At 61.2% G+C, this 24,649-nt stretch carries 24 protein-coding genes; 2 read left to right on the plus strand and 22 right to left on the minus strand.

Annotation, left to right across the window (positions count from 1 at the left end; genetic code table 11):
* Positions 1 to 16 precede the first annotated feature (16 nt).
* Positions 17 to 1,264 (plus strand): N-acetylglucosamine-6-phosphate deacetylase, encoded by a 1,248-nt coding sequence (locus JMY29_RS12355; RefSeq protein WP_189075149.1) that lies wholly within the window; start codon positions 17 to 19, stop codon positions 1,262 to 1,264.
* A 274-nt stretch (positions 1,265 to 1,538) separates the two neighbouring features.
* Complete coding sequence (locus tag JMY29_RS12360; RefSeq protein WP_018776337.1) at positions 1,539 to 1,742, plus strand: cold-shock protein; 204 nt, start codon at positions 1,539 to 1,541, stop codon at positions 1,740 to 1,742.
* A gap of 197 nt (positions 1,743 to 1,939) precedes the next feature.
* On the opposite strand, the gene JMY29_RS12365 is transcribed toward JMY29_RS12360, so the two are convergent.
* From JMY29_RS12365 to thrB, 22 genes are all read right to left on the minus strand, one after another.
* Entirely contained in the window at positions 1,940 to 4,456 is a 2,517-nt protein-coding gene (locus tag JMY29_RS12365; protein WP_039242040.1) for a DUF2156 domain-containing protein, read from the minus strand.
* The gene (locus JMY29_RS12370) at positions 4,438 to 5,736 is read right to left on the minus strand and encodes an alpha/beta hydrolase-fold protein (protein WP_039242042.1); all 1,299 of its coding nucleotides are present in this window, start codon (positions 5,734 to 5,736) and stop codon (positions 4,438 to 4,440) included. The genes JMY29_RS12365 and JMY29_RS12370 overlap by 19 nt, the downstream gene beginning before the upstream one ends.
* A 5-nt stretch (positions 5,737 to 5,741) precedes the next feature.
* A complete protein-coding gene (locus tag JMY29_RS12375) occupies positions 5,742 to 6,173 on the minus strand; it encodes a DUF2550 domain-containing protein (protein ID WP_039242043.1) in 432 nt (143 codons plus the stop codon).
* A 10-nt stretch (positions 6,174 to 6,183) separates the two neighbouring features.
* Complete coding sequence (locus JMY29_RS12380; RefSeq protein ID WP_018776341.1) at positions 6,184 to 6,468, minus strand: F0F1 ATP synthase subunit epsilon; 285 nt, start codon at positions 6,466 to 6,468, stop codon at positions 6,184 to 6,186.
* Between the two features lies 1 nt (position 6,469).
* Positions 6,470 to 7,921, minus strand: coding sequence for a F0F1 ATP synthase subunit beta (gene atpD, locus JMY29_RS12385; RefSeq protein WP_014922173.1), 1,452 nt, complete (start codon positions 7,919 to 7,921; stop codon positions 6,470 to 6,472).
* An 83-nt stretch (positions 7,922 to 8,004) separates the two neighbouring features.
* On the minus strand, positions 8,005 to 8,895 hold the full coding sequence (locus JMY29_RS12390; protein WP_018776342.1) for a F0F1 ATP synthase subunit gamma: 891 nt from the start codon (positions 8,893 to 8,895) through the stop codon (positions 8,005 to 8,007).
* Between the two features lie 76 nt (positions 8,896 to 8,971).
* Complete coding sequence (gene atpA / locus JMY29_RS12395) at positions 8,972 to 10,609, minus strand: F0F1 ATP synthase subunit alpha (RefSeq protein WP_011775259.1); 1,638 nt, start codon at positions 10,607 to 10,609, stop codon at positions 8,972 to 8,974.
* Between the two features lie 85 nt (positions 10,610 to 10,694).
* Entirely contained in the window at positions 10,695 to 11,522 is an 828-nt protein-coding gene (locus JMY29_RS12400) for a F0F1 ATP synthase subunit delta (protein ID WP_018776343.1), read from the minus strand.
* A complete protein-coding gene (locus JMY29_RS12405; protein WP_018776344.1) occupies positions 11,522 to 12,076 on the minus strand; it encodes a F0F1 ATP synthase subunit B in 555 nt (184 codons plus the stop codon). The genes JMY29_RS12400 and JMY29_RS12405 overlap by 1 nt, the downstream gene beginning before the upstream one ends.
* A 55-nt stretch (positions 12,077 to 12,131) precedes the next feature.
* Positions 12,132 to 12,335, minus strand: a complete 204-nt coding sequence (gene atpE, locus JMY29_RS12410) for an ATP synthase F0 subunit C (RefSeq protein WP_018776345.1) — start codon at positions 12,333 to 12,335, stop codon at positions 12,132 to 12,134.
* A gap of 80 nt (positions 12,336 to 12,415) precedes the next feature.
* The gene (gene atpB, locus JMY29_RS12415; protein WP_026266929.1) at positions 12,416 to 13,216 is read right to left on the minus strand and encodes a F0F1 ATP synthase subunit A; all 801 of its coding nucleotides are present in this window, start codon (positions 13,214 to 13,216) and stop codon (positions 12,416 to 12,418) included.
* Positions 13,217 to 13,297: 81 nt separating this feature from the next.
* A complete protein-coding gene (locus JMY29_RS12420) occupies positions 13,298 to 13,603 on the minus strand; it encodes a hypothetical protein (RefSeq protein WP_079580533.1) in 306 nt (101 codons plus the stop codon).
* Complete coding sequence (locus JMY29_RS12425; RefSeq protein ID WP_018776347.1) at positions 13,596 to 14,081, minus strand: hypothetical protein; 486 nt, start codon at positions 14,079 to 14,081, stop codon at positions 13,596 to 13,598. The genes JMY29_RS12420 and JMY29_RS12425 overlap by 8 nt, the downstream gene beginning before the upstream one ends.
* A gap of 338 nt (positions 14,082 to 14,419) precedes the next feature.
* Positions 14,420 to 14,752 (minus strand): DUF6355 family natural product biosynthesis protein, encoded by a 333-nt coding sequence (locus tag JMY29_RS20975; protein ID WP_220034246.1) that lies wholly within the window; start codon positions 14,750 to 14,752, stop codon positions 14,420 to 14,422.
* Positions 14,753 to 14,981: 229 nt separating this feature from the next.
* Positions 14,982 to 16,094: an MraY family glycosyltransferase gene (locus JMY29_RS12430; protein WP_018776348.1), complete on the minus strand. Its 1,113-nt coding sequence runs from the start codon at positions 16,092 to 16,094 to the stop codon at positions 14,982 to 14,984.
* A 280-nt stretch (positions 16,095 to 16,374) separates the two neighbouring features.
* Complete coding sequence (locus tag JMY29_RS12435; RefSeq protein WP_064721734.1) at positions 16,375 to 17,331, minus strand: glycosyltransferase; 957 nt, start codon at positions 17,329 to 17,331, stop codon at positions 16,375 to 16,377.
* The gene (locus tag JMY29_RS12440) at positions 17,332 to 18,117 is read right to left on the minus strand and encodes a WecB/TagA/CpsF family glycosyltransferase (RefSeq protein ID WP_189075150.1); all 786 of its coding nucleotides are present in this window, start codon (positions 18,115 to 18,117) and stop codon (positions 17,332 to 17,334) included.
* Positions 18,114 to 18,974: an L-threonylcarbamoyladenylate synthase gene (locus tag JMY29_RS12445; RefSeq protein WP_189075151.1), complete on the minus strand. Its 861-nt coding sequence runs from the start codon at positions 18,972 to 18,974 to the stop codon at positions 18,114 to 18,116. Before JMY29_RS12445 ends, JMY29_RS12440 begins: the two co-directional genes overlap by 4 nt.
* 12 nt (positions 18,975 to 18,986) lie before the next feature.
* Entirely contained in the window at positions 18,987 to 19,859 is an 873-nt protein-coding gene (gene prmC, locus JMY29_RS12450) for a peptide chain release factor N(5)-glutamine methyltransferase (protein WP_189075152.1), read from the minus strand.
* A gap of 42 nt (positions 19,860 to 19,901) precedes the next feature.
* The gene (gene prfA / locus JMY29_RS12455) at positions 19,902 to 20,975 is read right to left on the minus strand and encodes a peptide chain release factor 1 (RefSeq protein WP_018776353.1); all 1,074 of its coding nucleotides are present in this window, start codon (positions 20,973 to 20,975) and stop codon (positions 19,902 to 19,904) included.
* A 253-nt stretch (positions 20,976 to 21,228) separates the two neighbouring features.
* Positions 21,229 to 23,370 (minus strand): transcription termination factor Rho, encoded by a 2,142-nt coding sequence (gene rho, locus JMY29_RS12460; protein WP_189075153.1) that lies wholly within the window; start codon positions 23,368 to 23,370, stop codon positions 21,229 to 21,231.
* Between the two features lie 303 nt (positions 23,371 to 23,673).
* Positions 23,674 to 24,648, minus strand: a complete 975-nt coding sequence (gene thrB, locus JMY29_RS12465) for a homoserine kinase (RefSeq protein ID WP_018776355.1) — start codon at positions 24,646 to 24,648, stop codon at positions 23,674 to 23,676.
* Position 24,649: the final 1 nt, after the last annotated feature.

Genomic DNA, 24,649 nt, shown 5'->3' on the forward strand with positions numbered 1-24,649 from the left:
CCACTAGAATCGGAACATGACTGCCGCACCCCGTTTTGCCACATCGTCCGCGCCAAGCCACCAGATCATCAAAGGAACGCTGGTCAGCGACGGCGAGGTGGTGGAAGACGGCCTGCTGGCCATCGACGGGGACCGGATTGCCTACGCCGGCCCTGCTGATGCCTTTGACCAGGAAGCCTTCGAAGGTTTCGAAGGGGCCATCCGCCTGGGAGTTCCCAGCGGCAGCTACCTCATTCCCGGACTGGTTGACGTCCACTGCCACGGCGGCAACGGCGGCGACTTTCCGAGCGGCGAGGAAGTTGCGGCCCGAAAGGCCATCGAGTTCCTGCACCGTTCGGGAACCACCACGTTCCTTGCCAGCATGGTCACCGCTCCACGGGAGGACCTCCTGCGTGGCATCGAGCTTTTCGTGAAGCTCGCAGAGGAAGGGTTGGTCGCCGGCATCCATCTCGAGGGTCCGTTCCTCTCCCACGCGCGCTGCGGAGCCCAGAACCCGGACTACCTGCTCGAGCCCGACCTGGAACTCATGGATGAGTTGGTGGCCGCTGCGGCCGGCAAGCTCGCCACCATGACATACGCCCCGGAACTCCCCGGCGCGGCCGCACTGGTGGACCTCATGACTTCCCATGGCGTGACGCCTTCCTTGGGCCACACGGACTGTGACGACGCCACCGCCACGGCGTCGTTGGCCGCCGCCCGCGAAGGGCTTGAGTCAGCAGGTTTCGACGGCGTGAGTTCACTCCCGACCGTCACCCACCTTTTCAATGGGATGCCTCCGATGCATCACCGCGCGCCAGGACCCGTGGCTGCGTGCCTTCGCATGGCGCAGGAGGGCAAAGCCGTGGTCGAACTGATCGCCGATGGGACGCATCTGGCCCCCAGCATGGTGGCCACCGTCTTCCAGCTGGTCGGTGCGGCCAACGTTGTCCTGGTGACCGACTCCATGGCGGCGGCCGGTCTTTCCGACGGCAGTTACATGCTTGGCCCGTCCCCGGTCACGGTCAGCAGCGGCATAGCCACGCTCGATGCCACCGGTTCGATCGCGGGGGGCACCGCTACGCTCCTGGACGTTGTCCGCAAAACGGTGGCCGCCGGCGTCGCCCTTCCTGATGTCGTCTGTTCCGCCACCGCAGTGCCGGCCGCGGTCCTGGGCCTTTCGGATGAAATTGGCGGGCTGCGGCGCGGACTGCGTGCCGATGTTGTTGTCACCAATGAGGACCTTGAACTGACCCGTGTGATGCGCAACGGGCAATGGTTGTCTTAGAGAAGTCAGGGGTAATTGCAGGCAACCATGCGTTACCTTCTTTTTACCTAAATTTTTCTCAAATACGCCTAAAGACCGTTGACCTCCGGCAGAGCACATGAAAGTGTTGTAGCAGTCTTTGTGTAGGTGGTTTTCATGCTCGCAAGACGAGTTGCGAGCGTGAAGCTCCTGCGAATCCGACCAGGTCCGCCTGGGAGGAATTCAGGTCTTCTCGCGGAGTAACAAGGCCGGTACGAAGTGTATCGGACTGAAGTTCCATAATGAGGAGATATACATGGCACTGGGAACCGTAAAGTGGTTCAACGCTGAAAAGGGCTTCGGCTTCATCACCCCGGACGACTCGGATGGGGACGTTTTCGTTCACTACTCCGAGATCCAGACCGGTGGTTTCAAGACCCTCGATGAGAACCAGCGCGTTCAGTTCGAGATCGGCCAGGGCGCCAAGGGCCCCCAGGCCACCGGCGTTACCGTCGTCTAGTCTTAACCGTTGATTTCTGCTTCCCGCAGAAACGACAAACAGGTTGGCCCTGGCTTTCGAGCCGGGGCCAACCTGTTTAAATCCGGGTTCAACGGCATAAGGCAGTTCAATAGCCCGCCGCGGGGTCCCATTACGACAGTGACTGTTACTAAACGTGAAGAAAGCGAAGAAAGGGCAACGATAAAAGGATTGACAATTCAACCAACCAATGTCCGGAGCAGCCTGGCGGAATGTCGAACCGACAGCCCGGGAAGGTATGCCCGGCTGAGTGCCCGTCCCATTGCCGGCAGGTGCAGCGGGTCCTGGTAATACATGTACAGCGTCCGGTACTCAGGTTGGAATCGTGACTTAAAGGACGCAAGGGACCGAAACCCATAAACGGGCTCCAATGCCTGACCCACGACATCCAGCAGACCCGCCAGGCCTTTGGCCTGCTGTTCGATCTCACCCTTTTCCCGGGCAAGCGGCGAGCCCGACAGGGAGATGACTTCCACTGAATCGCGCAAGTGGAGGACAGCCGAGGCGATGAGGAATTCCATCACCCCGGGGAAGGCATCGCCGCGCCGTCGCATGAAGTCCAGAGTCCAGCTGACGATCTTCCCGTCTTCGAAAACCGGCAGCCAACTGGTTACGCCATGGACATGGCCGGCGTCATCCACCGCTACGCCGCAGAGGACCTCATCGTCCTCGAGCTCATCCAGGCCTCCCAATGTGAAGCCCATTTCCGGGATCTTCTTTTGGGCCGCCCATTCCTCGGACACCTCACTGATCTGCGTGCGTATGCCATTGGGCAGCTCAGAGAACCTGCTCCAGCGTGCCGAAATGCCCAACTTCGCCGCTCGGTTCAGGGAGGTCCGGACGTTCTGCCATTCCTTGCCGCGGAATTCCAGGCCCCTGATCCGCAACCGGGTTTCCTGGGCGACCGCCACCCGGCGGAAGCCCCGTGCCTCCAGCATGGGCCACAGCTCATCGGTGCAGGAATAAAGGCAGGGGATCAGAGCATGCTGCGAGCAGTACTCCAGGAAGCCGCCGGCTGTTTCCACATGCTTCCCGGCCGGCCCGAAAGGACCGGCCATCGTCAGGGCCACGTGCCCGTGTTGCTGGTAGGCCACTCCCCCGGTCCCGTCCGGTGCGAACCAGTACTTGTTCGGCTCCCACAGCGCCATCCACGACAATGAGTCGCCCCCGGACTTCACTAGGTGACGGGCCTGCCAACGCGCCTCGTGGTCACGGCCTCCCGTATGGTTCCCTCGGATGAAAAGGACCCATACCCCAACCAGCGCGACCAGCCAGAAGACAGTGCCGGAATAGGAGAACAGGAACACTTCCAGCACGTCACGCTCGGCGAAGACCTTCCGGTAAGCCCCCGGAAGCGGAACAGGAAGATATTGCCTGGCAAGCTCCGAAGCCAAGCCGAGGAGGCCACCGTCCCGTGACATGCCCCCGGAGGAAAACCACACGATGCAATAGGCGAGACCAAGCCCGGCGCCGGTCAGGCCAACAGACCAGAACACCCTGCGCCGGAGACGGTGCGCGGAGACAACACGGAAGTGTCCCCGATAGGCGAACAACAGCACAGCGAGAATCAGGGGCACCAGCACCAGCGGGATGAGGTGCACTACGGCCGAGCTCATCATCCCTGAATGCGGACGGCCCTGTGGCCTTGGGATGGTGGCAAAAAGTCCCAGGTAGATGGCCGAAAGCACAACCACGAGCACCTGCACGCCTACCGCGATGCCCAGCGCGAGACGGCGTCCGCGCCTCATCCCGTCAGCGCAGATCAGCAGGAGCACCACAGGCACCACGGCCAACGCCAGTCCGAAGGGACCTGTGTAGCCTTGGCGTCCCAGCTCCAAACAGGAGACATCGATGCTGCCCCCGCAGTTGCTCTCAAGCTGGCCCAGTGTAGGTATCGGATTGAGGATGACATCCCGGAGCAAGGCCAACGGACCCGAAGGGCTTTTCGCAGCCGCGGTCACGATAGGACCCACCGCAAAAATTGCCATCGTCAGGGACAGCAGGTTCCGGACTTCCCTGCCTGTGGACCTGTGCAGGTGGAGATGCCCCTGGCTGCTTTGGGTCCACCAGCCCGCCGCCAAACCGATCAAGGCTCCGAGGAAGCCCACCACCGTTTCCGCGTGGCCCACGTACAACACAAGGAGCAAGGAAATTGACAGCACCACTGTCCGCAGGCGTCGTTGCCACAGCATGGGAAGGAGCGCGCTGGCCGCCAAACACGTGGACAGGACTGCTGCATAGGGTCCGATCAGCCGGGTTTCGGCCATCCGGGCCAGCCAATCGTCGTCGAAGGCTTGCGCGACCTGCGTGACCAACAGAAATGCCGACACACTGGCAAACTGGCTGCCGAAAAATACAGCCGCGGTCTTGAACGAGCCGAAGCGCCGTTCGGCAAGCCCTAGAAGGAAGACGATCATCAGGACAGCAGTGACGTAAGCCAAGGGGTTGGTCGTGAAGAAGAGCGAGGTCCAAATCGACCACCACTCACCCGATTTGAGACCAGCCAGGCTGACGCCTGCCACCCGCAGCCAGGTGTCCGGAGGCCCCGTGACGAAGCTGCCGGAGATGATGGATAGCGCCACAAACAGCGCCAGGACGCCGACGGTGAAAGGGGTGCGCCGGACGTGCTGCGCGGCCTGCCGCAATGCAGGCAAGATGACCCCTCTGACAGCAAGGCTCACTTGCGCAGCCCCCAACGCGTGGCGAGGAAGTCCAGGCCACCCGGCATTCCGCGCACTACGGCGTCCCAGGAATGACCAGCGTTCCGGATGGTGTGCTCTTCGGTTTGGAAACCGGCGCTTGCGGCACTTTGGGCCAGTTCGTGCATGTAATTGGTGAACTCGTTGTCCGTTGCGCCGGCGGCGAAGTACACACCGCTGCCGGCAAAGGTGCGCTCCCCCATCAACGCCAAAGGCGTCCGGGATTCAAAAGCCGCGACGTCGCCGTCGAACGAGTCCGCAATGGTCTTGTTGCGGTCCTTGGCGAGGGCAGGCTCACGCTCCGCCGAGAAAGCCAGTACCGATGGAAAAATGTCCGGGTGTGCCGTGCCCATTTGCAGCGCACACGTCCCGCCGAAGGAGAATCCGCCCACAGCCCACTGCTTGTGGTCCGTGGAAACGTCAAGGTTCTCGGAAATCCAGGCTGGAACGTCCTTCGAAAGGTATGTGTCTGCAGGGGCTATCCGGCTGTCCATGCACATGGTGTTGGCGCTGCCGGACCCGTTGGGATCCACCACCACGGTTACCGGTGAAATGCCCTGATGGGCTTCAGCGAACCGGTCCATTTGTGCCCGCAGCTGACCGCCCGTCAACCAGTCCGCAGGGCCACCGGGTTGACCGGAAAAAAGGACCAGCACGGGAAGGACAGGCCGTGGGGTGGTCTGATATGCCGGCGGAAAGTAGATATACGCTTCGCGGGCACTGAAGCCCGACACAGATCCGGGAATCGCGGCCTTACGCAGAATGCCGTTGGACGGCATGGACTCAGGTGCCTTCCATGCCGAAGCCAAGGGACCGGGCGTGGAACCGGGAGAACGCTTGAGGCTCTGCTCCAGCGGTTGGATGCGTGCAACAGCGGTGCCCAGGAGGTCGGCCACCGTATTGTTCAACCCGAAATACAGATTGACTTGGACAGCGCTGAGCAAGATGACCCCAAGCATCGCCAGGGTACTGAACCCGCGACCCTTCCAGGAATTACGCGGAAAACGTGCGGTACAGAGCAGGACGGCCGCAACTGCCGGGACGGACCAGGCCACCGTCTCGAACGGGAGGTTCTCTGAAAACGCGGCCAGCACGTCCACGAGGATCCAGTGGACCAAAGTCACCAGGCCGATGGAAGCCAACAGGGAGGCGGGAACAAGCAAAAACCAGGACCGCTTCCGCCGCCACAGCAGGTAGGCTGCCCCTGCCACGCCGCAAACGATGCTGAACCACAGAAACGGGCCACTGACGAGGCTGACGTCCAACAGGAAGTCCATAACGCCTAACGCCAGGTTCCGACGCCGATAACCGGCCCGGCCTCCAGCCAGGAGGACAGCCCGGCATAGGCATCAAAGTTCATCGCAAGCATGAACTTGTTGCCTTCGTACTGCAGTTCAACCACTACGACCCCGGGCTGGACTTTGACGAGCTCGTCCTCAGTCGGTTGGCGGCGCCCGAGGAGCTCCAGTGAACTGCGTTTGAACTTATGTTTGGGCACCACACTCAGCGACATCAGGCGGAACCACTCGAGATCATTGTCCTGATAACGACAAACCCCCATCTGCCAGCTGTTTCCAGCCGTGCAAATGGAGGCGTCGATCGTGCCGAGGGCGCGCCGCAGATTGAAGCGGCGCACCCCCAAAAGGCACAGTGAAATGATCAGCAACGTGAACGCTGTTGCCAAGGCGATGAACGGAATGAGGGAATCGTCCATCAAGGTCGTGCTATCGGATCCCCGCTGTAGCCGCTTCGCCCAGTTTGGCGTTGTCAGCAACAATGACCACGCGATCGTTGTCCACGGAGAAGAACCCACCGTCAACAACTACAGCGATCCGGTCACCGGAAACCGGCTGGATTGCCAGCTCGCCCTCGGCCATGATGGCCAAAAGGGGCGAGTGGCCCGGCAGGATTCCGATTTCACCATCGCTGGTGCGGGCCTTCACCATCTTGGCCGCTCCGGACCACACGAAGTGGTCCGCCGCGACAATCTCAACCTCGAGCTCAGCCATACTACTTGGTCTGTTCCTGGATCTTGGCCCAGTTGCGCTCGACGTCATCCAGGCCGCCGACGTTGAAGAACGCCTGCTCTGCGATGTGGTCCAGCTCGCCGTCGCAGATGGCGGTGAAGCCTTCGACGGTGTCCTTGATGGACACGGTGGAGCCTTCGACGCCGGTGAACTGCTTGGCGGTGTAGGTGTTCTGGGAGAGGAACTGCTGGATACGGCGTGCACGCGACACGACGATCTTGTCCTCTTCCGACAGTTCGTCAACACCGAGGATGGCGATGATGTCCTGGAGTTCCTTGTTCTTCTGCAGGATCTGCTTAACACGGACAGCCGTGTTGTAGTGGTCCTTGCCGATGTACTGGGGATCCAGGATACGGGAGGTCGACGTCAGCGGGTCAACGGCCGGGTACAGACCACGGGAGGCGATTTCACGGGAAAGTTCCGTGGTCGCGTCGAGGTGTGCGAAGGTCGTGGCCGGAGCCGGGTCGGTGTAGTCATCAGCCGGCACGTAGATGGCCTGCATCGACGTGATGGAGTGACCCTTGGTGGAGGTGATGCGCTCCTGGAGCAGACCCATCTCATCAGCAAGGTTCGGCTGGTAGCCCACGGCGGACGGCATACGGCCGAGCAGCGTGGAAACTTCCGAACCTGCCTGCGTGAAGCGGAAGATGTTGTCGATGAAGAGCAGCACGTCCTGGTTCTGGACATCGCGGAAGTATTCCGCCATTGTGAGCGCGGACAGGGCCACGCGCAGACGCGTTCCCGGCGGCTCATCCATCTGGCCGAAGACAAGGGCGGTGTCCTTGAGGACGCCGGCCTCTTCCATTTCAACCCAGAGGTCGTTACCTTCACGGGTACGCTCGCCGACACCGGCGAATACGGAAGTACCACCGAAGTTGCGGGCAACACGGGTGATCATTTCCTGGATCAGAACGGTCTTGCCCACGCCGGCGCCGCCGAAGAGGCCGATCTTTCCACCCTTGATGTACGGGGTGAGAAGGTCGATGACCTTGATGCCGGTCTCGAGCATCTCCGTGGAGCCCTCGAGGGAAGCAAAGCTCGGAGCCTTGCGGTGGATCGGCCAGTAAGCGTCGGCCTTGATCTCGGACTCTTCAACGTCCAGCGGCTTGCCGAGTACGTTGAAGATGTGGCCCTTGACGCCGTCGCCAACGGGCACGGAGATCGGAGCGCCGGAGTCCTGGACGGTGGTACCGCGGACGAGTCCGTCGGTAGCCTGCAGGGAGATGGCGCGGACGAGGTTGTCACCCAGGTGCTGGGAGGTCTCGAACGTGATGGTCTTGGTCTGACCGTTGAGAGTAATCTCGGTGGTCAGAGCGTTGTAAATCGAGGGGATTGCGTCAGCCGGGAATTCGACGTCGACAACCGGACCAATAACACGGGCAATGCGGCCGGTGGCACCGGCCGTTGCTACGTGTTCGGTAGCAGTGGCAGTCATCTCTCTCACTTCACTCAGTAGATGGCGTGGGTTAAGTTTATCTGTTTGTTGCAGGTGCGGCTTCGAGCCGAATCCGTTGCAGGCTAGGACGCGAGAGCGTCGGCGCCGGCCACGATTTCGGAAAGCTCCTGCGTAATCTCGGCCTGGCGGGCCGTGTTGCGAAGGCGCGTGTACTTCTTGATCAGATCCGTCGCGTTGTCACCGGCCGACTTCATTGCACGCTGGCGGGCTGCGAGCTCGGAAGCTGCTGCCTGCAGCATGGCTGCGAAGATGCGGGACTCGATGTAACGCGGAAGCAGTGCGTCAAGCACCTGCTCTGTTTCCGGTTCAAACTCGTACAACGGCAACAGCTCGGACTCCGAGGTTGCTTCCTCTTCGACGACCTCCAGCGGAAGCAGACGGATAACCGTCGGTTCCTGCGTCACCATGGACTTGAAGCGGGTGTAGACAACGTGAATTTCATCCACGCCACCCTCTTCGAAATCCGTGGAGAAGTCTTCGAGAAGTGCAGCTCCGACTTCCTGCGCGGTTTCGAATTCCGGTGCGTCCGTGCCACCGGTCCATACGCGGGCGTAGGACCGATTGCGGAAATCGAAGTACGCCTGAGCCTTGCGGCCAACCAGGTACGCCTTGACTTCCTTGCCTTCTGCGTGAAGAAGCTCGAAGAGACCTTCGGCCTGCTTGAGCACGCTCGCCGAGTAGGATCCTGCAAGGCCACGGTCCGATGTAACGATCAGGACTGCGGCGCGGCGGATCTGCTCCGGTTCGGTGGTCAGCGGGTGGTCGATTTCGCTCTGAGTTGCGACAGCAGAAACGGCGCGGGTAATCGCGTTCGCGTAAGGCAGTGAAGCTGCTACGCGGGCGCGGGCCTTACCGATGCGCGAGGTAGCGATCAGTTCCATCGCCTTGAAGATCTTGCGCATCGACGTCGTCGAGCTGATCTTCTGACGGTAGACCCGAATCTGGGCTCCCATACTTATCCTTTCCTAAGTTCCCGAAGTGCTGCCCTGCCGGGGCCCTTGCGGACCCCGGCAGAGCAGGTTATCGAAACTAGCGCTTCTGCTTGACGATCTTTTCCTGGTCGACGTCGCCGCCGGAGATCGCTGCGTGCTCTTCGTGGCCAGCGCCAACCAAGTGGTTGTCGCCTTCGCCGAAGAAGCCCTTCTTGAAGGACACAATGGCTTCCTTCAAAGCTGCAGCGGTGTCGTCATCCAGGACGTTGGTCTGTGCCAGCGTGGTCAGGATGGAGGACTTGTGCGTGAGGTGCTCCAGGAACTCGGACTCGAAGCGGCTGATGTCCTCAACCGGAACGTCGTCCAAGTAGCCGTTGGTGCCGGCCCAGATGGAAACAACCTGATTCTCGACAGGGAACGGCGAGTACTGGCCCTGCTTCAGCAGTTCCATGAGGCGTGCACCACGGGTCAGCTGCTGACGGGAAGCAGCATCCAGGTCCGAGGCGAACATGGCGAATGCCTGCATGTCGCGGTACTGGGCCAGGTCCAGCTTCAAGGTACCGGAGACCTTCTTCATGGACTTGACCTGTGCAGCGCCACCAACGCGGGAGACGGACACACCAACGTCAACAGCGGGGCGCTGGTTGGCGTTGAAGAGGTCCGACTGGAGGAAGATCTGACCATCGGTAATGGAGATCACGTTGGTCGGGATGTAAGCGGAGACGTCGTTTGCCTTGGTCTCGACGATCGGAAGACCGGTCATCGAACCTGCACCGAGCTCGTCGGAGAGCTTGGCACAACGCTCCAGCAGACGGGAGTGCAAGTAGAAAACGTCACCCGGGTATGCTTCGCGTCCCGGCGGACGACGCAGCAGAAGGGACACGGCGCGGTAGGCTTCGGCCTGCTTGGACAGGTCATCGAAGATCACCAGAACGTGCTTGCCGCCGTACATCCAGTGCTGGCCGATGGCCGAACCTGCATACGGCGCCAGGTACTTGAAGCCAGCAGGGTCGGACGCCGGGGACGCCACGATGGTGGTGTACTCCAGCGCGCCGTGGTCCTCGAGGGTCTGGCGGACGGCTGCGATGGTGGAAGCCTTCTGGCCAACACCGACGTAGACACAGCGAACCTGCTTGGTGACATCTCCGGAAGCCCAGTTGGCCTTCTGGTTGATGATGGTGTCGACGGCGATGGCCGTCTTACCGGTCTGGCGGTCACCGATGATCAGCTGACGCTGGCCACGGCCGATCGGGATCATGGCGTCGATAGCCTTGAGGCCGGTCTGCATCGGTTCGTGAACCGACTTGCGTTCGGTGACGCCCGGAGCCTGGAGTTCCAGTGCACGGGTGGCCTCGGCCTTGATCTCGCCGAGGTCGTCGATCGGCTGGCCCAAGGGGTCGACAACGCGACCCAGGAAGGCATCGCCAACCGGAACGGACAGGATTTCACCGGTGCGGTGAACTTCCTGGCCTTCTTCAATACCGGTGAAGTCACCGAGGATAATGACACCGATCTCGCGGACGTCAAGGTTCTGGGCCAGGCCCAGCGTGCCATCTTCGAAGCGAAGCAGCTCGTTCGCCATGACCGAGGGAAGACCCTCAACACGGGCGATGCCGTCACTTGCGGTGGTCACACGACCAACCTCTACGCGCTCTGCGTTACCGGGTTCGTAGGACGCCGCGAACTCGTTCAACGCATTACGGACGTCGTCGGCGTTGATGGTCAATTCGGCCATCTGCAGTCCCTGCTCTCCTGTTTTCGTGATCATCGTTGCTCACGATGACCGGGTTTTATATCAGTTAAGTTGTGCTTTGTCTTCGCTAGCCAGCGAGCTGACGGCGGAGTTCGCTGAGGCGGGCAACTACCGAAGCGTCGAGCACTTCGTCACCTACCTGGACACGGATTCCACCGATCAGTGCGGGGTCAACATTTACGTTGACCTTCAGTTCGCGGCTGTACAGGGCGTCAAGTCCGGTCTGCAGACGGCTGGCCTGCGTTTCCGTCAACGGACGGGTAACGCTGACAGTTGCAATCCAGCGCTGCTGACGCTTGGCTGCAAGCTTGGCGAATGACTCGACGAGCTTGCTCGGCTTGACACCGCGCGGCTGCGTAACTGCCTGGCTGATGAGAACCTTGGCTTCCTCGCTGCTGCCAGGAACAAGCTTCTCGGCCAATGCAATCTTCGCCGCGGGCGATGCCTGCGGCTCAGACAGAGCACGTTGTACTTCGTGGCTGGAGGCGACGGCCTGGTTGAAGGCAAACAGATCGTTTTCCAGCTCTTCCAGCCCCGTGATACCGGAGGCAGAAACGGCCGACTTGTTTTCAGCTACGGCAATGACCACCGTGGCGGCAAGCGTCTCGAGTGCATCGCCGATATCGCGGGCCGATGCCCAGCGTGAGCCGGCCAATCCACCTGCAATCTCAGCAGCATCAGCGGAGACTTTTCCGCCAACCAGCTGCTTGACCAGCGCCGACTTTTCGTCTCCTGAACGGGACGGGTCAGTCAGGGCGCGGCGCAAGCCAGCCGAGCTGTCCACCGTTCCCAGGATTCCGAAGAGGTCCTTAGCCAACTGCAGCGAAGCGAAGGGAAGCTTGGCTTCCAACTGCGCCAGCGCTGTGGTCAGCGATTCGCTCGATATACCTGCCATTATTTAGCTGCACCTGCGCTCTGGGTCTCCAGATCTGCCAGGAAGCGGTCCACGACGCGGGCGGCGCGCTCGTCGTCGGTGAGTGCTTCACCAACGATGCGGCCGGCCAGGGTGGTGGCCAGGGTGCCGACCTCGGAACGAAGCGAGACAACAGCTGCCTGGCGCTCCGATTCGATGGCGGCGTGTGCCTGCTCGGTGATGCGTGCAGACTCCGCTGCAGCCTTGGCCTTCAGGTCCGCGAGGATCTGGGCGCCTTCGGCGCGTGCTTCTTCGCGGATGCGGTTGGCCTCGGCCCGGGCGTCGGTGAGCTGCTGCTTGTATTCTTCAAGTGCAGCAGATGCCTCAGCCTGGGCCTTCTCAGCCTTGGCGATACCGCCTTCGATGGCTTCCGCCCGCTCTGCGAACGTCTTCTCGAACATCGGGACAACAAACTTGACCACGATGAACATGAGAACGGCAAAGCTGATTAGGACAACGCCCATTTCCCAAAGGTTGGGAGTGAGGGGGCTGACCTCTTCGCCCTCTGTGGCGGCTGAGATGATCAGCTGATTCATATTTCACCCGTCGTTTTCTACTCGGTTCTGGATGTTCGCTCGTTATGAAGTCTGGCTAGAGAACGAGCGCGAAGACCAGGCCGAGAATGGCGAGGGCTTCAGTCAGGGCGAGGCCCAAGAACGCGATGGGCTGCAGGACGCGCTGAGCTTCCGGCTGGCGTGCAACACCGTTGATGTATGCGGCGAACACGAGGCCAACACCGATACCACCGCCGATTGCGGACAGACCGTAACCTACGAGGTTGAGAGTGCCTTCCATTTTTCTTCCTTTCAAGATGCCAGCTCTGTGGCAGGTTGTTTGGGTTGCTTCATCCCCGCTGCGGGGGAAGTTGAGGGTGCCTAGTGGCTATCGGCGTGAAGCGCGCCTTCAATGTAGATAGCCGTCAACAGCGTAAAAACGTATGCCTGCAGCACCATAATCAGCGCCTCCAGCATGTACATGGCAATCGCGCCGACAAGGATCAACACCGATGTGCCCTGGAGCAGGATGTTCTCCTGGGAGATCAGGAATTCGATACCCGCGCCAGCGATCATGACGATCAGGTGTCCTGCCAGCATGGTTGCGAACAGACGAAGGCTGTGCGTAACGGGGCGGACGAGGAAGTTGGAGATGATCTCGATCGGAATGATCAGCGGCAGGATGTATGCCGGAACTCCAGAAGGAACCGTGGCCAACTTGAAGTAGCGCAGACCGTTCTTCTTGATGCCAATGGCAATCCACGTGATGTAGACGATGGCTGCCATCACATAGGTACCGCCTACGTGAGAGAAGGTAGGAAGCTGAATGTACGGAATTGCTCCGTAAATGTTGTTCACCAGGATGAAGAAGAACAAACTGAACAGCAGCGGGACGTACTTCATGAAGTCCCTGCCACCGATGATGTCCTTGGCGATGCTGTTCCTCACGAAGCCGTAGGCCATCTCGCCTGCGAACTGCAGCTTGCCAGGAACCAGCTGCTGCTTACGTGCAGCTATCACAAAGAAGGTAGCAATGATGACGACCGAAAGGATCACCAGCAGCATCTGCTTCGAGAATCCTTCTGCCGCACCCCACGGCAGGATTGCCGGCAAATGCATTTCGTTAATACCAGGAGGGGCAAACTCTCCTGAGTCTTTGGCCGGGAGCGCAAGCGCGATCAACGCGTTTCCTCTCTGCAGTGTCCATCATTGGGCGTTTGGTGGGTTCCTGCAGAAGCATGGCCTGCTGGTTCCCTTGTGAAATTATTTGGCATTGCTGGGACCGTCTTTGGACGGGCCGCTGGCAGCACGGTCGCCACCAGTTCGTTTTTTGCTGCCGGTGAGGCCATGCATGTAGGACAAGTAAAATCCTCCGAGAGCTCCAAGCAGAGCGCCTGCGAGCACAATCCAGCGGGTACCCCACAGATTATCCAGACCCCACCCTATCAAACTCCAGACGATGATTCCGCCAGTTATATAGCTGAATACGGCCATACCATCGTTGTAGCCCGCACCACCGCTACCCACTTCTTGACCGGCCCTTTGGCCGGATCGCTTTGGCTCAGACATCGCCGGTTCTTTCACTGGAGTTGGGGTCGTTGAAGGTTTGAAGGCGCGCCTTGCTGAAGCCATAGAGCTCAGCAGCCTGCCACATAACCACGGTCACAATGGCACCGATCACGAACCACCGCGAGTGCAGCCACTCAGGTCTGCCGATCGCGAAAAGTATTACGGCGAAACCGACGACCTTTACGAAGTATGTAGCAACGAACAAGCCAATGGCCCCGGAGGGATTATTTCGTCCTACGTAGTGGCCCACCAACAGACTGATGCCGAAGAACACCATCACCAGCAGTCCACCAAGAACCTCCGACAGAGCACCCGCTGGGCCGTCCATGAGGGCGGCCAAGGCAGCAGCAACGAGCAGACCTGCCGATCCCACAATGGTGCTGAGCTTTAGAAGATGCAGCCAAAGCGAGGGCGTGGCACCGGAAGCTTCAAGAGGACCATTGCCCGGCTCAGGCCCGGGCTCGGCGTTTGAAGCCATGGAGATCCCTATCGTCATCTGTAAAAGGGGAAGTGTGCAGCAATGCACTGCACCTGAATTCTACACGAGATAGAACAGGTGCAGGCCATGCCAGCAGTTTTCCACCTAATGGTCACCGCTGACACGCCAAGCCAACTGATGCCGAAGAGACTGACTCGCGCATCGCACGCCAGATGTTCACAGAGGCCAGTCTTCGCAGCCATGCACTCAATGCGCGGACGCCCTACCCTCGCGGAGTGTGGGATTCCCACCTCTTCAAATCACGCAAAAGAACCCGGTTCCAGCTAGCGCTGAAACCGGGTCCTCTTGTACTTCCAACCCTGATCGACTCCTGCTGGCTAGCAGGATCCAATGGCATAAATATTAATGATCGGATTCCACAACGGACTAGTAATTCCGTCGGTCACACCCGGGTTGAGGCACCTCGTGTCGCTGCCAACATTGTAGTCGAGCCGGACAAGCACCTTGCCCGAACCGCAGTGGTTGTAAGCCGACGTCTGACCCGCGATCCAGTAGCTGGTGCCTAGAAAGCCACACGCCGTAGCCGTAGTTGATGCCTGAGCTTCCACGGCACTTCCAGTTCCGGCTGAGGCCTGAGCAGACATAGGCGCCAACGCCACCGAACCCAAGGCCAGTGCCCCGACAGCGGCAATCTTTGCAAATCGTCCCATACTTTTGACTCCCCCAAATATCGATCCCGAGTTGCAGGATCACCGAATGCCCATCGCTTGACATCACTTTTACATCATTTGCAATGGACTTGACTGCACCATGGTTACAGGCTTGTCACAAGTTGTCAAACAATGGGAACGCTGCAGACCCTTGTTGGTGAAATGGGGTGCGCGGTGAGGGTTCCGTCAGGATCAGCCCCGTCCAAAGTCCAGCTCGGCAACTTGAAACTTAGAGAGCGGAGTCGTTCTTGGTCCGGCGAATGTAAGGCCACGCCGTCACGACAGCCATGACCAGCGCGGCGGCGATGACGATGATCAGCACCATTTGCCAGGGGAACACGGCAAAGGCGACGCCACCGAAGGCCAGGATGCAGGTCCACACGTACAACATCACGACGGCGGTGCGGTGCGAGTAGCCCAGGTCCACCAGCTTGTGGTGAAGGTGCCCGCGGTCAGCCGACCACGGAGACTGGCCCCGCGCTGTTCTCCGGACAACCGCCATGCCCAGATCCAGGAGGGGAAGTGATAGGACGGCAAACGGCAGCAGGATGGGAACGATCGTGGGGATGCCGTTCGCGCGGTCATACAGGCCGGAACCGATTTGTCCCGTGGCAACGACGCCAGCAGAGGCCATGAGGAGTCCGATGAGCATCGCCCCGGAGTCTCCCATGAAGATCTTCGCCGGGAACCAGTTGTGGGGCAGGAAGCCAATGCAACTGCCCACCAGGATGGCCATCAGGAGGGTTGCGAGGTCCGAGTTGTCGGTGGAGGGGTTGTTCCGGTGGACCCAGTAGGCGGTGAGGAAGAACGCTCCTCCCCCGATGATGGCCACGCCGGCCGCCAGGCCATCCAGCCCGTCAATGAAGTTGACGGCATTCATCGTGGTCACGATCAAACCTGCGGTAAGGACTATCTGGACTACTTCGGAGTCCAGGAAAATGGGTTCGGGAATGAACGGCACTACGGACATCCGAACGCCCCAAATGGCCACGATGAAGGCGGCAGCGCCCTGGCCCAGGAGTTTGATCCACCAGCGGATATCCAGGATGTCGTCGGCGACCCCCACCGCCACAATCACCACGGCACCTGCCAGGATTCCCCAGGGAGCATCGTTGTGCCTGAAGATGTCCTTGACGAAGAAGGAGTTGGACGCCACCACAAGTGCGGCGAAAAAACCCACGAAAATACCCAGGCCGCCAAGCTTCGAGATCAAGGCGGAGTGCATGTCACGGCTTCGGATGGGCTGGTACAAACGAAGCTTGTTTCCGACGACGCGGGCGCCCCATGTTCCCGCGTAGGCCACAACGGCGGCCGTGAGTGCCATCAGCAGATACATGATCATGGGGCGACTCCATGGAGCAGCCCGCTGGACGTTGCGGACACCTTGACCAGGGCACGCGGCCCGGGCGCTGCAGAGAGGGGCAACTCAGGGCAGCTCAGGGTGTGGAATTCTGTCAGTGGATAAATGGAACTACTCCGTCGCCATGCCTGCACCGGCTGTGCCGAATGTTGCGGGATTTCTGTGGACTCTAGTCACGATACTAATGCCAATGGCCGTGACCACCCTGTGACGCAGCCGCAAGGCCGCAGCTTGTTTTGGCTGCGACCTGGCTGTTTGGGTGTTACCGGACGGGCTCCTGGACGTCGCGCAGAGAGTAGATTCCGTCCAGTACCTCCGCGTTCGAACGCGGAGCCCTCAAGGCGTGCCGCAGGCCCTTGAAAAGCCCGTCCAACAGTACCCTGCGGTTGGACGAAGCAGCGATGGTCCGCGTCCAGTTGCGGAGCGAAGCCCCCGTGAACAGGACTTTTTCCCAAGGGGCCAAAGCGTTCGAGCGGGTGTAAACCCAGAGCTTGTTCCGCACCTCGTAGTAGAAGCGAGGCCCGGGATCTGCTCCTGCGTCGCCGAAGACTTTCGTATGGTGGTTGGCCACGGACGCGTTCGTGGTCAAAGCGATCCCCCGACGGGAAATCCTGGCCGTGTACTCGAGGTCGTCGTTCCAGATGAAGTAATCTGCGATCGGAAGTCCGTGCTGTTTGATCTCTTCGGCACGGATCAGCACCGACACAAAGGAAGCACTCCGGATCTGCGTAGCCCCGATACGCGCAGCGGCGCTGCGGGCGTCGTCGCTTGCGCCCATCCTGGGACGCATTCTGTTCATGGGGTGGTCCCGTCCGTCGCTCCACACAACGCGGCTTGCTATGAACGCCGGGGCTTCCCCGGTCTGCTGCCGGTAGGCATCGGACACCTCGAGGGCTTCGCGCAGAGCGGCCGGCTGCGGTTCCGTGTCGTCATCCATGATCCACACGTGGTCCGCGTTGTGATCCAGAACGGCACGTTCCATACCGACGACGAATCCTCCTGCACCGCCAACGTTGGTGTTCAATGTAACGACGTCGGTTGTCACCGGTCCTTGGTACTGCTTGAGGAATTCGGCGGTTCCGTCGGTGGAAGCGTTGTCGACGACGACGATCGCATCCGGTACCCGGGTACCTGCGCTGATGCCCTCCAAAGTGGTCTGGAGGAGATCACGCCGGTTGAAGGTCACTACCACAGCGACCACGACAGCTTGGGACGTCATTTATTTGCCTCTGGTCTTGGATGGTTGGATACGGCGCCGAATCAGCAGGGCAGCCAGCTTCCACGGTTCAACAAATACCCGGTAGGCAACCCTCCCGGGGTGCAGAACCAGGCGCCAGGCCCATTCCAGCCCCAAGCGACCCAGCCAGCGAGGCGCGAGCTTCTGGATACCCGCCACCTGCTCAATGGCACCCCCGACTGCGCAGTAGACAGCAGGGGGAAGCTGACCCAGCCTGCGATGCAGGACTGTTTCCTGAAGCGGCATCCCGAGTCCCAGCAATACAAGTTGCGGGCGGAACCCCTTCAACCACTCCACGACGGCACTTTCCAAGGACTCATCCCATGCTTCACCGGGCATCCCGTCCACAGTCGCTCCTGGGACGATGGATGCCAGCCGGGCAACCGCCTTGCTGTTCGCCTCGCGGCCGGCCCCGACGACGGCGACCCGCTGAAGTCCGGGAATCTTTCCCAACTCAGGAATCCAGTCCATGGAGCCAAGCCTGTAAGCCATGGTCCCCTCGCCAATCGGCTGCAGTTGCCGTTTGTGCGCGAGTCCCCACAACATGGCAACGGGAGCGCCGTCCAAGAGGACGATGGAACCCTCCTCATAGACCGCCCGAACATCAGGGTGCGAATGCACCAAGGTGACGCTGTGGAGATTATGCCCCAATACCGTACTTGTGGTTCCGGCCGCGAGGAGGCTGCCCATGGCATCGAGAAGTTCCTGGACGCGCATCGGAGTGGCGTCCACGTCGAGGACGGGGACGCGTTGGCGTGCTGGAATCATTCCGGCTGGTTTTCGCTTGCAGCCTGGGACTTCGCTGTTGCGGGTGCAGCGTCCTGAGCGGCGTTTTTCACCGAAGCAGGCTCCTCCGATGCTTCGACAGGCGGTTTCTCGCCGGTTTCGTCCGCGGGGGCCAGCTCCTCAGCAACGTCCTCGGTGGTTGGTTCCAGGGGGGCTTCCGGTTCAGCGGCAGCGACAGTCTCACCGATGCCAAGGATCGATGGCACGATCTCCCGGAGGCGTTCAAGTTCTATGGCCCCCTGCCGCACCACGCGGAAAGGAGTGGATGTTGCATCAACAATCGTGGAAGGCACGGCGTTGGTACCCTTGACGGGCCGGAAGCCGCCTTCAAGGTATACCTCAACGGATTCAGCCAGCTGCAAGCGTGCCTCGGAAGCCGTCTGTGCTGCTTCCTGGCCGGTCCGGTTGGCGGATGAAACCGCCAACGGCCCCGTCATGCTCAATAGATCCAAAGCAAGGTGGTCATCCGGCATGCGAAGGGCTACGGTGCCCTTGGTATCGCCAAGGTCCCAGTCCAGGGACGGCTGCGCGTGCAGGATCAATGTCAACCCGCCGGGCCAGAATGCCTGTGCCAATGCCCGCGCGTCAGCAGGTACATCGGTCGCCAGCCCGTCCAGGGCATTAACGCGGGGAATCAGCACGGGAGGGGGCATCTGCCGGCTGCGGCCCTTGGAAGCGAGCAACATGGTTACAGCCAAAGGAGAAAAAGCGTCGGCAGCAATGCCATAGACGGTGTCCGTGGGCATCACGATGCACTTCTTTTCGCTGATGGCGCGCTGGGCGTGCTGAAGTCCTTCAGCACGCTGGTCCTCGGAAGTGCAGTTGTAGGTTGTGGTCACAGCGCTATTCTTTCACTCATCAGGCGCGATGCTTGCCAGTACCGCGCTGGTTGCACGTTCTTTGCCGTTCAAGTCAAAGTGCGTGGTGATCTCGTGCCAGCGTCCGGCGCGTTTCAGCATACCGGCGATCCATTGTGCCTGGACTTCGGCGTGCTCCATCACGAAGTAGCCGCCCGGTTTCAGGAGCCGCGCCGCAGAGGCCGCTGCCGCCGTCGGAAGTTCCATACCGTCCGCTCCCCCACCGTACAGGGCTTCGGGAGGATCGTGGAGGGCGACTTCCGGTTCCGAGGGTATCGCCTCGGACGGGATGTATGGGGGGTTGGAGACGACGACGTCGAAGGTACCGTTGTGCTCAGGAAGGGCATCCCGGAGGTCGCCCTGGATCAACGAAACCCCCAAAGGTTCGAGATTCCGGGCCGCCCAGGCGTGCGCAAAGCTGCTGTATTCCACCGCGTGGACCTCAGCGCCGGGAACTTCGTGGGCTATCGAGCCTGCAATGGCACCCGAACCCGTACCGAGATCCACCACCTTCGGGTTTGCCATGCCCGAGACGTGGTCGATGACCAGTTGAACCACCGATTCCGTTTCCGGTCGGGGTATGAACACCCCCGGGCCCACGCGCAACTCCAGGTGACGGAAATACGCGACGCCCGTGATGTGCTGCAAGGGAACCCGGGCCGCACGCTCCAGCACCAAATCCCCATAGCCATCAGGAGAGGGCGCATCGCCGAGGAGCATGGCACGGATCCGGCCAAGCCCCACACCCAACAGGTGGTCGGCCAGCAACTCAGCGTCCACGCGTGGGCTGGGAACACCGGCGTCGGACAAAACGGCAGTAGCCGCGCGAACTGCGTCCGCGAGGCTCTGGCCTTGGTAAAACGTCATTAATGGACCCTGGATGCTGAAGTCGTAGGCGCTTGGGCTCGGCTATTCGCCGATGGCGTCCAGGCGTGCCTGCTCGTCTGCTTCAATTGCGGACTGGATGACGGGCTCAAGATCGCCATTCATGACGGCGTCGAGGTTGTAGGCCTTGTAGCCCGTGCGGTGGTCTGCAATGCGGTTTTCCGGGAAATTGTACGTGCGGATGCGCTCCGAACGGTCCATGGTCCGGATTTGCGATTTGCGCTGCTCGGAGTTGGCGGCGTCGATCTGTTCCTGCTGGTGGGCAAGGAGTCGGGCGCGGAGGACGCGCATGCCGGCTTCGCGGTTCTGCAGCTGCGACTTCTCGTTCTGCATGGCGACGACGATGCCCGTGGGCAAGTGGGTAATGCGGACGGCAGAGTCGGTGGTGTTCACGGACTGACCACCCGGGCCGGAGGAACGGTAAACGTCGATCTTGAGGTCGTTCTGGTTGATCTCAAGTTCTTCGGGCTCGTCCACTTCGGGGAGAACCAGCACACCGGCGGCCGAGGTGTGAATACGCCCCTGTGATTCGGTCACGGGAACACGCTGTACGCGGTGCACGCCGCCTTCGAACTTCAAGCGGGCGAAAACGCCCTGTGCGGGATCGTTCGAGTTGCCCTTGATGGCGACAGCAACGTCCTTGTAACCACCGAGGTCGGACTCGGTAGCTGAAATCATTTCTGTCTTCCAGCCACGCGACTCGGCGTAACGCATGTACATACGCAGAAGGTCTCCTGCGAACAAGGCAGCTTCGTCGCCACCTTCGCCACCCTTCACTTCAAGGATGACGTTGCGGGCATCGTCCGGATCGCGCGGGATCAACAGGCGGCGCAAACGCTCCTGCGCGGCAGGGATCTGTTCCTCCAACTGTTCAACCTCTGCGGCGAACTCCGGATCCTCGTCAGCCATTTCCTTGGCCGCTTCCAGATCGTCATTGAGCCCGCGCCACTTGTTGTACGCCTCCACAATGCCTTGGAGCTGCGCGGAGCGCCGCCCCAACTTCCTGGCAGCAGACTGATCGGCATAAACGGCAGGATCGCTCAGCTGTGCCTGAATAGCAGCATGCTCATCAAGCAATCCCTGTACGGACTCAAACATTTTCAAACCTCTTTCGACTCGCAGACAAGTCTAGTTGCGACGATTGGTGTCTTAACGACCAACCGCTCAAATAAGCCGGCCAGCGAAGGTGACGGCAACGCCCAAGGTGACCTGACCGCCGTCGAGTAATATTGCCGGCCCGGGAGTGGCATCGGGCCTGTCGTAGCGTTGCTGCTGACGTACGCAGTACGTCAGCAGCAACGCGAAGGGGCGGGGCCGGCAATATTACTCGACGGCCCCACCCCAGATAACGCTATTTGTCGTTGTCCGACTTCGCTCCGAGCGTCGTCTTCTGAACCTGCATGAGGAACTCGACGTTGCTCTGGGTCTCCCGGATCTTGTTGGTCAGCAGCTCAAGGCTCTGCTGCTGCTCGAGTCCGGAAAGGACGCGGCGCAGCTTCCACATGATCTTGACCTCCTCAGGCGAGAGCAGGTTCTCTTCGCGGCGCGTGCCGGACGCGTTGACGTCCACAGCCGGGAAGATGCGCTTGTCCGCCAGCTGGCGGGACAGGCGGAGCTCCATGTTGCCAGTGCCCTTGAACTCTTCGAAGATGACTTCATCCATCTTGGAGCCGGTCTCAACAAGAGCCGTTGCCAGGATGGTCAGCGAGCCACCGTTCTCGATGTTGCGGGCCGCACCGAAGAAGCGCTTGGGCGGGTACAGTGCTGCGGAGTCCACGCCACCGGACAGGATACGGCCGGAGGCCGGTGCTGCGAGGTTGTAGGCACGGCCCAGACGGGTCATGGAGTCCAGGAGAACCACCACGTCCATGCCCATCTCCACGAGTCGCTTGGCGCGTTCGATGGAGAGCTCGGCAACCGTGGTGTGGTCGTCGGCGGGACGGTCGAAGGTAGAGGCAATGACCTCACCCTTGACGGTGCGCTGCATGTCCGTAACTTCTTCGGGACGTTCGTCAACCAGCACCATCATGAGGTGGACCTCAGGGTTGTTGGTGGTGATTGCGTTCGCGATGGACTGCAGGATGAGCGTCTTGCCGGCCTTCGGCGGGGAAACGATCAGGCCACGCTGGCCCTTGCCGATCGGAGCCACGAGGTCGATGACACGCGGACCGATCTTCTTGGGGTCCGTTTCCAGGCGCAGGCGCTCTGACGGGTACAGCGGAACGAGCTTTGCGAACTCGACGCGGTCCTTGAGTTCCTCAGGGGTTTTGCCGTTGACGGATGTGACGCGAACGAGCGCGTTGAACTTCTGTCGGGCCGACTGCTGGCTGCGGTCCTCACCGTCACGCGGTGCACGGATGGCACCTACGACGGCGTCACCCTTGCGGAGGTTGTACTTCTTGACCTGTGCCAGGGAGACGTAGACGTCGTTGGCGCCGGGGAGGTAGCCGGACGTACGGATGAACGCGTAGTTCTCCAGAACGTCCAGGATGCCTGCCACGGGAAGCAGGACGTCGTCCTCGGTAACCTCGACGTCGTCAACGTCCGGTCCCTGGGCGCGTCCACGACGACGTTCGTTGCGATCACGGAAACGGTCGCTGCGGGTGTTGCCGTCACGGCCGTCCTGGCCGCCCCGGCGGTCGCTGCGGTCGTTCTGGTCGTTTCGGTCACGGCGGTTGCGGCGGTTGCGGCGGTTGCCGGTGTCGTCGCCGTCGTTGTTGTCTTCACGGCGGCCACGGTTGTTGTCGCGGCGTTCGCGCTGCTGGTCGCCGGAGTCGGCCTGCTCACGCTGTTCCGTGCGGTCGTTGCGCTGCTCGCGCTGTTCCGTGCGGTCGTTACGCTGCTCACGCTGTTCCGTGCGGTCGTTGCGCTGCTCGCGCTGTTCCGTGCGGTCGTTGCGCTGCTCGGCTGCCGGCGCTTCCGCTGCTTCAGCCGGAGCTGCGGCAGCTTCGCCGCGGCGACGGTTGCGGGTACGGGGCTGACGACGTTCGGAGCCCGCCTCGGTTGCTTCGGCCGCGGCCGGCGTTTCGACGGCGGGTGCTGCTTCAGGCTCGGAGGCGGTGGCAGTGGTGGTCGCGGCTGCCTCAGCAGCTGCAACAATGCCATCACTGGTGGCGCGGCGACTGCGTCCACGTCCACGCCCACGGGGAGCTTCCTGGGCCGGAGCCTCGGCAGCTGCCTCAACGGGCGCGCTCTTTTCCGTGGCCTTGGCTTCTGCAACCGGGGCTTCCTTGGCCACGGCGGGAGCCTTGGCCGACGTGGCCTTGGCTGGAGCCTTGGTAGTGGAGGTGCCCGCACGGTGGGCAGAGATGGCCGTAACCAAGTCCCCCTTGCGCATGCGGGATCCCCCCGAAATACCCAGCTGGCTCGCAAGAGCCTGAAGCTGGGCGAGCTTGAGGCCTGCAAGGCCGCTGCTCTTGGTTGCTGCCGTTGACGACTCAGCAGCAGAAGATGTTGTGTCCACAGCTGAAGCCAGCTCAGTGGTTTCTGTCACGAAGGATCCTTCCCCCTCGACGGCGTCCAGAGCGAGAGCTGGACGCGATGATTTGTTCTGGGCTGCAGTTCAGATCTGCAGCCGGTGATTTTGGCCGTGCCTGATGGATTGTGGCCAACAGGGCCGGATACTGATCGCCTTCACTGGATCCGGTTACCCGGACAGCCAGCCTGAAATTCAGGAAACAGAGAGTTCTGCGGCACCTGATGCAGGCCGGAAAGAGACGACACCACCAACGTTGGCACAGTTGACGAAAGGTACGGCGAAACACCGAAGTCCAAAATCAGGGAACTGCCCGCGGCTTTACCGGCGGTGCACTTCCACTCTAGCACCTTGAACGTCAACAGCCAGCGTCATCACACGCCAACCAACGTCGGGTGTGTTGGCTGCAGTAAACGAATTGATGAATTGGACCGCTGCTGCGGCTTCGTCGGAACCATTGGCAAGGATCATCACGGTTGGTCCGGCGCCGGAAACAACGGCTGCGTGCCCTGCTGCCCGCAGAGCTGCAATGAGTTCGGCGCTGGGCCGCATGGCTTGGGCACGATAGCTCTGGTGAAGGTAGTCTTCCGTACCCGGCAACAGCAGTCCGGGATCTGCCGTGAGGGCGTGGATCAGCAATGCGGCGCGTCCGGAGTTCATCGCAGCTGCGTGGTGGCCGACCGATGCCGGGAGCAGTCCACGCGCCGTCTCGGTGGACAGCTCGTAATCCGGTACAGCCACTACCGGAGTAACAGCTGGTGCCACCTCCGCACGGGTACTGCTGTACTGCTCGCTGTCCTGCCACGACAGCGCCAGTCCGCCGAAAATCGCCGGTGCGACGTTGTCCGGGTGGCCTTCCATCTCGCTTGTCAGCTGCAGGATCCACTGAGTGTCGCGCTGGGCCTCCTGCGGTACCAACGCGTTCGCAGCCGTCACCGCAGCGACCACTGCCGAGGCAGAGGAACCCAAACCCCGCCCATGGGGGTTGACGTTGTCCGCGGTGATCCGCAAGCCGGTGTGCTGGAAACCCAGACGCTCCAGTGCAAGATCGATGGCGCGCACCACGAGGTGGGTGGCATCGCGGGGAAGGGTGTCGGCGCCCTCACCGGAGAGCTCGAACTCAAGCTCTCCGGTGGTGAGGGTCTCCACCGTCAAAGTGTCGTAGATGGAGAGGGCCAGGCCCAGGCTGTCGTAGCCCGGGCCCAGGTTGGCGCTCGTACCAGGGACCTTGACGGTCAGCCGTTGGCCTGCCGCGACGATTACCCGATCGGTCGCGGTGGGCTGTTTTGATTCCACT

The organism is Paenarthrobacter nicotinovorans (assembly GCF_021919345.1).
Lineage (GTDB): Bacteria > Actinomycetota > Actinomycetes > Actinomycetales > Micrococcaceae > Arthrobacter > Arthrobacter nicotinovorans.

Coding starts and splice junctions, on each gene's coding strand:
- JMY29_RS12370 (WP_039242042.1), bottom strand. CDS start 5,736: ATGGACTTCCTGTTGGACGTCAGCCTCGTCAGTGGCCCGTTTCTGTGG.
- atpD (WP_014922173.1), bottom strand. CDS start 7,921: ATGACTGCCACTGCTACCGAACACGTAGCAACGGCCGGTGCCACCGGC.
- JMY29_RS20975 (WP_220034246.1), bottom strand. CDS start 14,752: ATGGGACGATTTGCAAAGATTGCCGCTGTCGGGGCACTGGCCTTGGGT.
- JMY29_RS12390 (WP_018776342.1), bottom strand. CDS start 8,895: ATGGGAGCCCAGATTCGGGTCTACCGTCAGAAGATCAGCTCGACGACG.
- atpE (WP_018776345.1), bottom strand. CDS start 12,335: ATGGAAGGCACTCTCAACCTCGTAGGTTACGGTCTGTCCGCAATCGGC.
- JMY29_RS12355 (WP_189075149.1), top strand. CDS start 17: ATGACTGCCGCACCCCGTTTTGCCACATCGTCCGCGCCAAGCCACCAG.
- JMY29_RS12405 (WP_018776344.1), bottom strand. CDS start 12,076: ATGAATCAGCTGATCATCTCAGCCGCCACAGAGGGCGAAGAGGTCAGC.
- JMY29_RS12360 (WP_018776337.1), top strand. CDS start 1,539: ATGGCACTGGGAACCGTAAAGTGGTTCAACGCTGAAAAGGGCTTCGGC.
- atpA (WP_011775259.1), bottom strand. CDS start 10,609: ATGGCCGAATTGACCATCAACGCCGACGACGTCCGTAATGCGTTGAAC.
- JMY29_RS12430 (WP_018776348.1), bottom strand. CDS start 16,094: ATGATCATGTATCTGCTGATGGCACTCACGGCCGCCGTTGTGGCCTAC.
- prfA (WP_018776353.1), bottom strand. CDS start 20,975: ATGTTTGAGTCCGTACAGGGATTGCTTGATGAGCATGCTGCTATTCAG.
- JMY29_RS12400 (WP_018776343.1), bottom strand. CDS start 11,522: ATGGCAGGTATATCGAGCGAATCGCTGACCACAGCGCTGGCGCAGTTG.
- JMY29_RS12440 (WP_189075150.1), bottom strand. CDS start 18,117: ATGATTCCAGCACGCCAACGCGTCCCCGTCCTCGACGTGGACGCCACT.
- prmC (WP_189075152.1), bottom strand. CDS start 19,859: ATGACGTTTTACCAAGGCCAGAGCCTCGCGGACGCAGTTCGCGCGGCT.
- JMY29_RS12375 (WP_039242043.1), bottom strand. CDS start 6,173: ATGGACGATTCCCTCATTCCGTTCATCGCCTTGGCAACAGCGTTCACG.
- JMY29_RS12425 (WP_018776347.1), bottom strand. CDS start 14,081: ATGGCTTCAAACGCCGAGCCCGGGCCTGAGCCGGGCAATGGTCCTCTT.
- JMY29_RS12420 (WP_079580533.1), bottom strand. CDS start 13,603: ATGTCTGAGCCAAAGCGATCCGGCCAAAGGGCCGGTCAAGAAGTGGGT.
- JMY29_RS12435 (WP_064721734.1), bottom strand. CDS start 17,331: ATGACGTCCCAAGCTGTCGTGGTCGCTGTGGTAGTGACCTTCAACCGG.
- JMY29_RS12380 (WP_018776341.1), bottom strand. CDS start 6,468: ATGGCTGAGCTCGAGGTTGAGATTGTCGCGGCGGACCACTTCGTGTGG.